Origin of the sequence: Flavobacterium praedii, from assembly GCF_026810365.1 — a bacterium.
GTDB classification, from domain to species: Bacteria; Bacteroidota; Bacteroidia; order Flavobacteriales; family Flavobacteriaceae; genus Flavobacterium; species Flavobacterium praedii.
The window spans coordinates 4,077,501-4,089,665 of sequence record NZ_CP113948.1; the positions used below are offsets into that span (position 1 = coordinate 4,077,501).

General features: G+C 31.4%; 13 protein-coding genes (1 of these 13 cut by a window edge). 8 read left to right on the plus strand and 5 right to left on the minus strand.

The features are described 5' to 3' along the window. The 4 genes from OYT91_RS17325 to OYT91_RS17340 all read right to left on the minus strand — a co-directional run. Positions 1–431 carry the beginning of a bifunctional 5,10-methylenetetrahydrofolate dehydrogenase/5,10-methenyltetrahydrofolate cyclohydrolase gene (locus OYT91_RS17325; protein WP_281238923.1) on the minus strand. It extends 451 nt beyond the left edge of the window, so only the first 431 of its 882 coding nucleotides appear in the window; its start codon is at positions 429–431; the stop codon falls past the left edge of the window. Positions 432–500: 69 nt separating this feature from the next. Further along, a complete protein-coding gene (gene ffh, locus OYT91_RS17330; protein WP_269223708.1) occupies positions 501–1,850 on the minus strand; it encodes a signal recognition particle protein in 1,350 nt (449 codons plus the stop codon). Between the two features lie 139 nt (positions 1,851–1,989). Then, positions 1,990–2,712, minus strand: a complete 723-nt coding sequence (locus OYT91_RS17335) for a hypothetical protein (RefSeq protein ID WP_281238924.1) — start codon at positions 2,710–2,712, stop codon at positions 1,990–1,992. A 37-nt stretch (positions 2,713–2,749) separates the two neighbouring features. After that, complete coding sequence (locus OYT91_RS17340) at positions 2,750–3,784, minus strand: hypothetical protein (protein WP_281238925.1); 1,035 nt, start codon at positions 3,782–3,784, stop codon at positions 2,750–2,752. A gap of 334 nt (positions 3,785–4,118) precedes the next feature. Here OYT91_RS17340 and OYT91_RS17345 point away from each other — a divergent pair, with 334 nt between their 5' ends. The 8 genes from OYT91_RS17345 (at position 4,119) to OYT91_RS17380 (ending at position 11,309) form a co-directional block, all read left to right on the plus strand. Then, complete coding sequence (locus OYT91_RS17345) at positions 4,119–4,637, plus strand: RNA polymerase sigma factor (RefSeq protein ID WP_281238926.1); 519 nt, start codon at positions 4,119–4,121, stop codon at positions 4,635–4,637. A gap of 45 nt (positions 4,638–4,682) precedes the next feature. Next, complete coding sequence (locus OYT91_RS17350; RefSeq protein WP_281238927.1) at positions 4,683–5,576, plus strand: FecR family protein; 894 nt, start codon at positions 4,683–4,685, stop codon at positions 5,574–5,576. A 6-nt stretch (positions 5,577–5,582) separates the two neighbouring features. Next, positions 5,583–8,138: a TonB-dependent receptor gene (locus OYT91_RS17355; protein WP_281238928.1), complete on the plus strand. Its 2,556-nt coding sequence runs from the start codon at positions 5,583–5,585 to the stop codon at positions 8,136–8,138. 300 nt (positions 8,139–8,438) lie between these two features. Next, positions 8,439–8,834: an OB-fold protein gene (locus OYT91_RS17360; RefSeq protein WP_281238929.1), complete on the plus strand. Its 396-nt coding sequence runs from the start codon at positions 8,439–8,441 to the stop codon at positions 8,832–8,834. A 5-nt stretch (positions 8,835–8,839) separates the two neighbouring features. Continuing rightward, on the plus strand, positions 8,840–9,709 hold the full coding sequence (locus OYT91_RS17365) for a DUF5777 family beta-barrel protein (protein WP_281238930.1): 870 nt from the start codon (positions 8,840–8,842) through the stop codon (positions 9,707–9,709). Between the two features lie 48 nt (positions 9,710–9,757). Continuing rightward, the gene (locus tag OYT91_RS17370; protein WP_281238931.1) at positions 9,758–10,261 is read left to right on the plus strand and encodes a c-type cytochrome; all 504 of its coding nucleotides are present in this window, start codon (positions 9,758–9,760) and stop codon (positions 10,259–10,261) included. A gap of 135 nt (positions 10,262–10,396) precedes the next feature. Further along, positions 10,397–10,942: a YceI family protein gene (locus OYT91_RS17375; RefSeq protein ID WP_281238932.1), complete on the plus strand. Its 546-nt coding sequence runs from the start codon at positions 10,397–10,399 to the stop codon at positions 10,940–10,942. A 106-nt stretch (positions 10,943–11,048) separates the two neighbouring features. Beyond that, on the plus strand, positions 11,049–11,309 hold the full coding sequence (locus OYT91_RS17380; protein WP_281238933.1) for a CBU_0592 family membrane protein: 261 nt from the start codon (positions 11,049–11,051) through the stop codon (positions 11,307–11,309). A 205-nt stretch (positions 11,310–11,514) separates the two neighbouring features. On the opposite strand, the gene OYT91_RS17385 is transcribed toward OYT91_RS17380, so the two are convergent. Further along, positions 11,515–12,147, minus strand: coding sequence for an HmuY family protein (locus OYT91_RS17385; RefSeq protein WP_281238934.1), 633 nt, complete (start codon positions 12,145–12,147; stop codon positions 11,515–11,517). Positions 12,148–12,165 lie beyond the last annotated feature (18 nt).

Sequence of the window (12,165 nt, forward strand, 5' to 3'; positions counted from 1 at the left end):
ATTCCATAAGGAGTTGCTGGCAAAAATGTTTCCATATCCAAAGCCATTTTACCAAAATTGGCAGGATGAAAACCATCTACATCTTTGTCTGGATCAATAGCCATCAAAATTTTTTGCTCGTCAATGTGTTTTGGCAAAGGCAATTGAACAATATAACCATCGAGGTCATTGTCTTCATTTAAATCTTTTATCTTCGCTAATAGTTCTGTTTCGGTAATTTCTTCCGGTAAAGCTACTAATGTAGATTCAAAACCTATTTGCTGGCATGAGCGAACTTTGCTTCCTACATAAGTTAAACTGGCTCCATTACTACCAACTATAACAGCGGCCAAATGAGGTACTTTTTGACCGTCTGCTTTCATTCTTTGAACTTCGGCAGCGATTTCGTTTTTAATATCTTCTGATGTTTTTTTTCCGTCTAATAGTTGCATCTTAAAAAGGTTTCAGGTTTAAAGTTTCAAAAAATCAGAAACTCCAATTTATTATTTTAAACATATATTTTATCTCATTCCAGGCATTCCGCCTTTCATATTTCCCATCATTTTCATTAGGTTTTTACCACCAGGACCCTGCATCATCTTCATCATTTTGCTCATTTGCTCAAACTGTTTCATTAATTGATTCACTTGTTCGATTTTTGTCCCTGAACCTTTTGCAATTCTAGCTTTTCTTTTGACATCTATTACTGCTGGTTTTGATCTTTCAATTGGAGTCATTGAATGAATAATAGCTTCTATATGTTTGAAAGCATCGTCTTCGATTTCGATATCCTTCATTGCTTTGGAGGCTCCTGGTATCATTCCTACCAAGTCTTTCATGTTACCCATTTTTTTGACTTGCTGAATTTGTGACAAGAAATCATCGAAACCAAACTCATTTTTAGCAATTTTCTTTTGGATTTTTCTGGCTTCATCTTCATCATATTGTTCTTGGGCTCTTTCCACCAAAGAGACAACATCCCCCATACCAAGGATACGCTCAGCCATACGATTTGGATAGAAAACATCAATTGCATCCATTTTTTCACCTGTACCCACAAACTTAATCGGTTTGTTGACTACTGATTTAATAGAAATTGCAGCTCCACCACGAGTATCACCATCTAATTTGGTTAAAATAACCCCATCAAAATTTAAAATATCATTGAATGCTTTAGCCGTATTTACGGCATCTTGGCCAGTCATGGCGTCGACAACAAATAAGGTTTCTTGTGGCTGAATAGCTTTATGCACTTTGGCAATTTCATCCATCATTTCTTTATCCACAGCCAAACGACCTGCTGTATCGACAATTACTACGTTGAATCCATTAGCTTTGGCGTGTTTAATTGCATTTTGTGCAATTTCAACTGGATTTTTATTTTCAGGTTCAGAATAAACTTCTACCCCAATTGAATCTCCTACCACATATAATTGTTGAATTGCCGCAGGACGATAAATGTCACAGGCCACCAAAAGTGGTTTTTTGTTCTTTTTTGTTTGAAGATAATTGGCTAATTTACCAGAAAAAGTAGTTTTTCCAGATCCTTGTAAGCCCGACATTAATATAATGGATGGATTACCAGAAAGATTAATACCTGCCACATCTCCACCCATCAATTCGGTAAGCTCATCTTTGACAAGTTTCACTAATAATTGTCCTGGCTGAAGAGTTGTCAATACATCTTGGCCTATTGCTTTTTCTTTTACTTTAGTGGTAAAATCTTTTGCAATCTTAAAATTGACATCGGCATCAAGTAAAGCACGACGAACTTCTTTTAAAGTTTCGGCTACGTTTACTTCGGTGATTTTTCCGTGTCCTTTTAATATATGAAAGGCTTTGTCTAGTTTATCGCTTAAATTATCGAACATAATTGTTTTATCTTTTATTGAGGTGCAAATATAAGGTAAAGTTGCAAAGTCTCAAAGTTACAAACTTCTAAAATTTAGTTTTTATGCAATAAAAAACCAGTCAAAATGACTGGTTTATAGGATAAAATATTGTTTTTAATTAATCTTTATCATCTAAATGTGTTTCATTTTCGAGTAAATCTTTTATTTCATGTCCAATAGTAGAATGACTGTCTTCTATACCAGTACTAATTTCAATAATTCCATCTCCATCAGTATCCAATAATAAACCTTGATTGGCTAATGTTACTAGTTTTGCCATCAAAGCATCCAATTGTATTTTTATATTAAGAGCAACACCGCTTCCATTAACCGAAAAATCTTTGGTTGGATCCATAAAATCCATTTCAAGTTCTGCATCTTGGTCGCTCCATATCAAGAGTGGCTTATCATTTATTGTTCCTTTGATTACAAATGTTTTACCATTCATGTCTCCCGCAACAAGACTTTTGGTAAACATAAATTTTATTTCTTCATACTTCGCATTTGGAACATCTACAGAAGTAATAAACTGACTCAAAGGTTTGTTTGGGTCTAATAAATCTAATAAAAAAGGACCCACAAGTTTTACATCTTCGTGCAAAGGGTCTTTATCATGCATAGCATCTTCGGCATCTGTCTCTAACTTAATTTTTCCGATATTAATCTGGAAATCGGTAATGACAACGGTTGATGCTGCAACACGTCCTGTTAAAGAAGTTTTTCCTGTTGTAGAAAGCGCAGTTGCTTTTAAACTAACATTCCCACTTGTTGAATTTGTCGAATCGTTTGAGCAAGAAATTGCAGTAACAACTGCTAGAGCTAAAAATACAATTTTTTTCATAGTATATTAATATTGAGAGTTAGTAATCCATTTATAATTATTTTTTTTCGAAATACAAGTAATCATTATCTGTACTGTTATCACTTTGTCTAAAACGCAATTGGGAATTATTAAATTCAAACACTTTCCAACCTTCATCTAATTCTTTCAAAAGATTTGATTCAAATTTAATTTCAAATTCTCGAACACCATTGTTTATTTTTGATGACCATGTCCCGTTATAGGAAACTCCAGATTTTATAGCAACAACCGTGTAATTAGCATTGAAAGTAAACGTAAAAGCATCATAATTTAACGTTTTGTCACTATCCTGATAGAAATAAGAAACCTTCCAAGAATTACTGGTAATTGTTGGTACAAACTCAAGTGATGCATTACTATTATTGGGACAATTATCAATCGCGAATTTTATAGCATTTTCAAACTGAGAATTATTTTCAATTATTGTTGTGGTATTATTAGAACCAACTATAGAAACAGGATAACTTAAGGCAATAAATTGACTGTCATTTAAATTCTTTATAAAATCAAAAAACAATTTATCACTTGTTATTGAAACAGAACTTGCAATTTGGTTCAAATTATTATAAATATTAATAGTAATTGGATAATTAATATTTAAGCAATTTATCTTTGATAAAAGGTCTGGTTCAGCATTCCAATAAGCCAGAAGAGAATCAAAATCAGATTGATTTCCGATAACTTTTTCGATATAATTATAATAAATCATTATTACAGGAAAACCTATTTTTACCACATCGTTATCATTTGAATTTGCGTTTATATTATCGAGCACTTTTTGATAATCTGCGGCAGAATTTATTGCTATAATAACATCATTTACAGTAACATTGTATGGAAATTTCACGGTACAATAACTTGATTGATCAATTACGTTATCTTCTACTGTTTTGACCATAGCTGCTCTTTGCAGATAAGAAGTCAGGGGTGAAGATTTTGTAATTGTTTCCTGTGTACTGTATTGTTGTTCATCTATTTCACTTTGACAAGAGAAAAAAAGCGAAAAACATACAATAATCAAAAATCGCAAATAATTTTCAAAATGTTTCATATTTTCTTTTTGATCAAATGTAATAAAATTTAAAATTATACGATTTTATCAATTATAATGACTTTACATTAAAACCCATTTGAAGTGAAAAATCATATTTATAATAACAAATTTAATTCTACTATAAAAAGCTAAATACAATTTTTCTGTATCCTAAGTAAAAATTAAGCTGCTTTTTATCATATAAACCTAAATTGCACGTTAATGAATTGGTAGTATTTTTGTTAATAGCTATTTTCTAACGCGCAACTTATCATAAAACAATTTAGTTTACTTTTACCCTACCAAAATTTAAAATAAACGTATTAAAAAAGTAAAAAATCGAAAGACACAAATGCTAAAAGATTACAATTCAAATACTTGTGATGAAATTATTTTTTCATCTTTTTTTAAAAATCAAGCAAAATCACTTCGGAATTTTCTTTTCTACAAGTTTGGAAATATGGAACAAGCTGAAGATTTGACTCAAGAAGCCTTCATTAAACTATGGCAAAATTGTGCTTCAGTGCCTATTGAAAAAGCAAAATCATACCTTTATACGATAGCGAATAATAGTTCTCTTAATGAAATTAAACATCAAAAAGTAGTCTTAGCCTATGAAAAACAAAATACAGGACTTGATAAAACAAACGAAAATCCTGAATATATTCTAGAGGAAAAACAATTTAAATCCAAACTATTAAAAGCTATTGAAGATTTAAACGAAACACAGCGAGTTGCGTTCTTAATGCATCGCATAGATGGGAAAAAGTATACTGAAATTGCTCAAGAATTAAATATAAGTGTTAAAGCTGTAGAAAAAAGAATTCATTTAGCTTTAGTAGCCTTAAAAAAAACAATAGATTTAAAGTAGGGTGAATCAAACTTTACTTGTTTTATAATTATAATCACAAATACCATGAAAAAAAACTACCTTTTATCAAAATGGTTAAATAACGATTTAACAGCTTCTGAATTGGCTGATTTTAAAACTGATCCAGATTTTGAAAAATATGAAAAAATTAAAAAATATTCGGCTGAATTAAAAGTAGCTGATTTTGACGAAGATGCTGTTTTAAAAAATATTATTAGCCATAAAAAAATAGAACCAAAAGTTATACCATTGTATAAAAACTGGATGTTTAAAGTTGCTTCTATAGTGTTGATTGCCTTAAGTATAACAATCGTGGTGCGAAATTTTAGATCACAATCGCAACTAGCTCTAAATGGAAAAAGAACCACATTCTCCTTGCCAGATGACTCGGAAGTAGTTTTGAATGCAGGTTCCGAAATTGAATTTAGAAAATGGAATTGGAGTCATAACAGAAAACTGGAACTTCAAGGAGAAGCCTACTTTAAAGTAGCGAAAGGCAAAAAATTTGAAGTGGTGACCCACTTAGGAAAAGTAACCGTTCTAGGTACGCAATTTAATGTAAAAGCAAGAAATAATCGTTTTGATATAACTTGCTATGAAGGAAGAGTAAAAATAAACTACAAAAACTTAGAAACCATTATAACCCCTGGAAAAAGGGTGACTTTCGAAAACGGAAAACAGATCAATAGCACTCTAAATACGACAAAACCAGAATGGCTTGAAAATCAGGTTTCCTTTGAGCATGAAAATTTGCGCAATATCTTAGAAGAAGTTCAAAGGCAATATAATATTACAATAATCGTAAAAGACAAACTACCGAATGAATTGTTTACGGGTAAATTGCCAACAGATAATCTCGATGTTGCTATTAAAATCATAGCAACGACTTATCATTTGGAACCAAATAGGATTACAGCAAACAAGATAATACTTGAATGAAAATAAATGCTTTCTAGAAAACATTTTCACATTTTATTTTTCTGCTTTGTTTTTGTCACGGCTTTACATGCCCAAGACAAAAACAAAGCTATTGCATTAAAGACAATCCTCGAGTCAATTGAGAAACAACATCATGTGTCTATCAATTATCTAGAGAATGATATTACTGGAATTAGAATAGTGCCTCCAAAAAAGTCATTGTCTTTGGATATGAAGATCAATTATCTTCAAAAAAAAACGAATCTCCAATTTGATAAATTAGACAAACTTTTCTATACCATTTCAAGCAAAAAAGAAACAGCTATTATATGTGGGACCATTTATAATAAATCTGATAATTCACCAATTGCGGGTGTAAACATACAATCCTCAATAGGAACCCATGCCGTAACCAATAACAATGGATACTTTGAAATAAATGGAGAAACTTCAACTTTTATTACTATAAGTTACATTGGATATACCACACAAAAAATTGTTCTTCAAGAACAAACGAATGCAAAAAAATCCAATAAGGATTGCTTTAAAATAAATCTTGAGGTCGAAATTTTAAATTTAGACAGTGTAATTGCAAATCATTATTTGGCCTCAGGTATTTCAAAAACAAACGATGGAAAATTCGAAATAAAACCCAAAAAACTTGGAATTTTACCTGGCTTAATTGAGCCCGATGTATTGCAAACCATGCTGCAAATCCCAGGAGTTTATAGCACCGATGAAAGTCTTGCTAGTATAAATGTAAGAGGCGGAACAAACGATCAAAATTTATTTTTATGGAATGGAATTAAAATGTACCAAACTGGGCATTTTTTTGGATTAATTTCGGCCTTCAATCCTTATTTACCACATACAATTTCTATTTCAAAAAACGGAAGTTCCCCTTTTTACGGAGAAAGCGTTTCAAGTGTTGTCGATATATCTTCGGACCAACAGCAACTAAAAAAACCTAGTTTTAGTGCGGGAATAAACATGATAAACGCAGATGTTTATTTTAAATTTAACCTAAATAAAAAAGGTTTTATAGAAATGGCTTCGAGACGTTCGATCACAGATTTGGCGCATACTCCAACGTATGATTCCTATTACAACAAAGCATTTCAGAACACAACGATCACTAATTATACAACAAAACAAAATGTAGATTTCAATAGCGAGGAAAAATTTAAATTTTATGATATTTCATTAAAATATTTACAAAATATTGGAGAAAAAGACCAACTCAATATTGATCTTATCACAATAAATGATCAACTTAATGTATTTCAAAAGTCAACCACTGACAATGTTTATCAATCGGAGAATAACCTATTAATTCAAAAAAACCACGGAGCAAATCTTTCTTGGACCAGAAACTGGAGTCCTAAAAATAGTACTAAAATTAACGCATTCATCTCCTCCTACGAACTTGATGCTGAAACTAGTAAAATACAAAGTTCTCAAACGGTTAAACAAGAAAATTTGATGCTAGATGATGGTTTAAAAATAGAAAATAACCATCAAATTAGTTCAAAATTTAGTATCAATGAAGGATACCAATTTGAGGAGATGGGAGCAACAAATTTAGATGCAGTAAACAATCCTCTCTATTATAGAAAAAGGAAACAAGTACTTCGAACGCATGCTTTAATTGCCGAAGGAAAATACAATGACCCAATAAAGAAAATAACATTAAACACAGGAATTCGAGCTAATTATATAGAAGAATTTAAAAAAACACTAATTGAGCCCCGATTACAGTTCAATTATGAGATGGCTCCAAATTTAAATTTAGAAGTTCTTGGCGAATTCAAAAGTCAAAATACCTTTCAAGTAATTGATCTTCAACAAGATTATTTTGGAATAGAAAAAAGACGTTGGATCTTATCTAATAACAACAGCATTCCGATTCAAAAAAGCAAACAAGCCTCAATAGGACTGTCTTTTGCAAAGAATCATTGGTTGTTGAGTTTAGACAATTTTTATAAAACAGTAAATGGGATTAACAGTTCAAGCCAAGGTTTTCAAAACCAGTTGGAACTTGTAAAAATCAATGGAGACTATATTGTATGGGGGGGGGAAATGCTTATTCAAAAGAAGATTAATCATTTTACAACTTGGTTAAGCTACACTTACAATGAAAATAACTATCACTTTTTGGATATAAACCAAAATGTATTTCCTAATAATTTTGAACTTAGCCATTTTGTATCATGGGCTGGAACTTATGAAATTAAAAAATTAAAAATAGCGTTAGGTTCAAAGTGGCATTCCGGAAAACCAGAAACAACTCCCTTGACGAATGTAATAGACAATAGCAATACATCAAATCCAAAGATTAACTATAACTTTCCTAACAATAAAAATTTGAATGACTTTTTTCAGATTAACTTTTCGGCTACCTACAAATGGGAAACATTTAATGAAACAATATATAATTTAGGTTTTTCTGTTATAAATGTGACCAATCGAAAAAATGAAATCAACGAATTTTACCGAATAAATTCGACTACAAATACCATCGAAGATGTAAAAAATTATTCCTTAGATCGCACTTTTAATGTCAGTTTTAGAGTTTCATTTTAATGTTTCTTTACTTTAAAACAAGAAAACACTTTGCAATATCAAAAATATTTTTATCCTTTTTAAACAAATTTAAACATTTGTAAAGCAAATTATTAAGCTTTTTTCTGCACCCTCATTTGACTTCATTTTTATCTCAATTCAAAATTATTTTAAAAAAACACACAACTTAGGGTAGGGTAAATCTCTCTGAAATGGTTTTATCTGTGTAATCAAAATAGTAACGTTACGTTGAGTACAAATCAAATGAACCGATGTGTTCTATTTATTTTCAAAAAAATTAATTTAATAAAAAAGAGCAAAATGAAAAACAGTAAAAAAATAATACTCCTCTCATTACTTGCACTTGTTCTATTGGGATTTACAAGTTATAATTATGTAATGCATGGCGGTGCAAGAGATTTAGCTTCCGAAGATACTGCCTATTCTGTTAGCTCAAAAAGTATAATTGAAGAATTTGTATCTAATATAGAAACTTCCAATTCAAAATACCTTGAGAAACCAATTGCCATTTCGGGAACCATTACGGCTATTACAGGTCGTGAAGTCATCATTGACAATTCAATTATTTGCAATTTAAAAAACCCTGATATTAGTATTACAAAAAATCAAAATGTGACTATAAAAGGAAGAGTAATAGGTTATGATGACTTAATGCTAGAATTAAAATTAGATCAATGTTTTGTCATTAACAACTAAACTAAATGAATCTTAAAACCTTTTTGCTTCCCGTTCTACTATTTCTATTTTTTCAAAACGTAAATGCTCAAGATGATTTACTCGGTCAATTAGATGTAAAATCAGATCAGAAAGAATTAGCGACAGCTGCATTCAAAGCATTACAAATATGCAATATGCAATCGACAAAATTACCCGTAAAAGGAGAGTTTTACTTCCTAGTTTCGCATCGCTTTGGTGATTTAACAGAGGGACTTCAAAACTTTTTTGGATTGGATGAAGCCAATACTAAAATAGGGGGAATCTATGGAATTGCCAATTGGCTTTCTATAGGTGCCTCAAGACACACTGATAAAAAAATATATGAAGTAGGCTTAAAATACAAACTTGCGAATCAAATGATTGGAGGGTTTCCGGTTACAATTGTAGGGTATAATACAGTTGATGTTAATAGTGAACTTGACAAAGCTAATTATCCTCAATTGCAGTTTAATAATCGATTGGCTTTCTCTTCACAATTATTAATTTCCAGAAAATTTACTGAATCCTTATCGTTTGAAATAGCGCCAATTTACATTCATAAAAATCTGTATGACAATAAGAATGAATATGCAGACTTAATCCTATTGAGCTACGGTGCAAGATACAAATTAACAAAAAGATTAAGTGCAAACGTAGAATATGGATCTCGTATAAGTGCTATGGATGGCTTTTTGGATACAAAATACCACAATCCAATAAGTGCAGGTTTAGATATCGAAACTGGCGGTCATGTTTTTCAATTGGTTTTTTCAAACAGTCAAGCAATGAACGATGTTTCCTTTTTTTCTAATGCAAGTGGAGCCTGGAAAGGAAAAGGAATTTACTTTGGATTTAATATGTATCGCGTTTTTTAATTAATTGGAATACTAAAAAATAAATAATAACCTATAAATAAAATAATTATGAAAAAAGTAGCACTGTTTTTATTAGCCATTGGTAGTGTACTGGTACTATCTTGTGAGCCGAACACTTACGACGAAATCGAGCAACCAGTATCAACTCCTGATCCGACGCCAACGCCGACGCCGACGCCAACGCCAACGCCGACGCCAACACCGACGCCAACACCGACGCCAACACCGACGCCAACACCGACGCCAACGCCAACACCGACGCCAACGCCAACACCAACACCGACACCAACGCCAACACCGACGCCAGCAAACGTAACTTACACCAAAGATGTACAACCTATTATTGCTACAAACTGTACTTCATGTCACAGTTCTGGTGGACAATCACCTGCTTTAGGAACGTATACTCAAGTAAGTAACGCTACAAAAACAGGTAATTTATTATGTACTATACAAGCACAAAATTGTAAAACTATGCCACCAAGTGGTAAAATGTCACAAGCAAATATTGATTTAATTCTTCAATGGAAAACCCAAGGGTATTTACAATAAAAAAGATGAAATCGCTATCGCAACAGTTATAACAATTGAAAATCATCGAATACCAAAACAAAAATAGTAATCGATGAGATAAACACCAATGAAGATCTGGCGATACTATATTCCATTAAAAAATATTATCTACATATGAAAAGAACAGCCCTTATACTACTAATTTTAATGCTTGGAAATACCATTTTCTCTCAAAAAATGATTACCCGAACAGGCTTGGTCACATTTGAAGCCTCAATGCCAAGCTTTGAAGAAATAGCAGCAAAAAACAATACTGCCTCTTGTATACTGGACAAAGGAACGAGTGATTTTGTGGCGCTGGTTTTGATCAAAGGATTTCAATTTAAATCCCCTTTGATGGAAGAACATTTTAATGAAAATTATATGGAATCCTCTATTTATCCAAAAGCCACTTTTAAAGGGAAAGTTTTAAATTTTGATTCCAAAAAATTAACCACGACTAAAAGTGTTTATGATTTAGAAGGTGATCTGACTATTCACGGTGTTAGCACAAAAATTAAAACTAAAATCAATTTAAACTTAGCCTCTGGAAAAGTAGTTGCTACCTCTAGTTTTGATGTAAAACCTCAAGATTATAAAATTGAAATTCCAAATCTTGTAAAAGATAAAATTGCAAAAAATATCACTATTAATTTTAATTTCTCATTAGTAGATCAATAATTAAAAAAAGACTCCAAAGTAACAATTGGAGTCTTTTTTCAAACAACAATAATTAAAAAAATGGCTACATTCGCTAAATCAAATATAAAAAAGGCATTTTAATTGAATGAATATATCCATTATAACTACTATGAGCTACAATGACATTATTGAATCTTTTGGAGTTGGAATTATTTTGGTTGCCTACTTCTTGAATGTTTTTTCATTTATACCAAAAAAAGGTAAATTCTATTTCACGCTAAATATCATTGGAGCTAGTATTGTCTGCTATACTTCTGTTTTAATCAATTACATCCCTTTTATTATGCTAGAAGGAACATGGGGAATAGTTAGTTTATTTGGACTTATTCGAATTTTAAAAAAATAAAATACCTTAAACTTAAAAAAGAGACTGCCAAAAAAATGGCCAGCCTCTTTTAACAAAAACTATAAAAACTAACTAATAATTAATTGTACTCATCTTCTTATTTCAAAAAGATACTTTATAAAGATGGACAAACACAAATTTCTACTCTATGTAACTCAGTTATGAATCAGTTTTTACAATAGTTTGCAATTTCTTAATTTTTTAGTTAAAAACTAGCGGAACTATTCCCTTGATAAACAAATTTAAAAGTAAAATATCTTCCTACTGATGTTGCGTCTGGTGTTGCTGGAGCATCTTTGTAATAGCTTAAAATTTCAAATTTTGCATATTTCCCATCATGTGTTTTTACTATGAATATTTTTCCAGCAATTGGCGAAATAATATTGGTTGTTTGATTGTATGAGTACCAACCATTTCCGCTTCCAGTAGGAATAGCATAAGTTAAAGCAGCATCTTGAGCAAATGTTGCCACCGCAGGAATTGCAGTTATGGCATTTAATGTGCCCGAAACAATACTTACTGCGCCCGTTCCTGTTCTAGCTGGCTCATCTGCGATACCAATTAAAGTTCCGCCATTTACAATTATTGTCGTTCCTCTAAAAGCAATATCCCAATTATCATTTGTAACTACAGCATTTTCTGAAAAACTAAATTTAGTAAAGGAACCACCTACTGTTTGCCCTTGCCCACCAGTTTGCGGAGCTGTTAAATTGGAAACCGTTTTTGTTTCTAATACTATCGCTACTGGAGTATCTTCATTGCTACTGCAAGATGCTGTAAATAGTACTACTGCCAAAAGAGATAGTTTTAAAAATTTTGTTGTAAATCTGTTTTTCATAATAAAAGTGTTTAAAAT

Bases quoted from the DNA above. Each gene is read 5' to 3' on its own strand.
- ffh (WP_269223708.1), bottom strand. From the start codon at position 1,850: ATGTTCGATAATTTAAGCGATAAACTAGACAAAGCCTTTCATATATTA.
- OYT91_RS17370 (WP_281238931.1), top strand. From the start codon at position 9,758: ATGAAAAAAGTAGCACTGTTTTTATTAGCCATTGGTAGTGTACTGGTA.
- OYT91_RS17355 (WP_281238928.1), top strand. From the start codon at position 5,583: ATGCTTTCTAGAAAACATTTTCACATTTTATTTTTCTGCTTTGTTTTT.
- OYT91_RS17380 (WP_281238933.1), top strand. From the start codon at position 11,049: ATGAATATATCCATTATAACTACTATGAGCTACAATGACATTATTGAA.
- OYT91_RS17365 (WP_281238930.1), top strand. From the start codon at position 8,840: ATGAATCTTAAAACCTTTTTGCTTCCCGTTCTACTATTTCTATTTTTT.
- OYT91_RS17345 (WP_281238926.1), top strand. From the start codon at position 4,119: ATGCTAAAAGATTACAATTCAAATACTTGTGATGAAATTATTTTTTCA.
- OYT91_RS17375 (WP_281238932.1), top strand. From the start codon at position 10,397: ATGAAAAGAACAGCCCTTATACTACTAATTTTAATGCTTGGAAATACC.
- OYT91_RS17385 (WP_281238934.1), bottom strand. From the start codon at position 12,147: ATGAAAAACAGATTTACAACAAAATTTTTAAAACTATCTCTTTTGGCA.
- OYT91_RS17340 (WP_281238925.1), bottom strand. From the start codon at position 3,784: ATGAAACATTTTGAAAATTATTTGCGATTTTTGATTATTGTATGTTTT.
- OYT91_RS17335 (WP_281238924.1), bottom strand. From the start codon at position 2,712: ATGAAAAAAATTGTATTTTTAGCTCTAGCAGTTGTTACTGCAATTTCT.
- OYT91_RS17350 (WP_281238927.1), top strand. From the start codon at position 4,683: ATGAAAAAAAACTACCTTTTATCAAAATGGTTAAATAACGATTTAACA.
- OYT91_RS17360 (WP_281238929.1), top strand. From the start codon at position 8,439: ATGAAAAACAGTAAAAAAATAATACTCCTCTCATTACTTGCACTTGTT.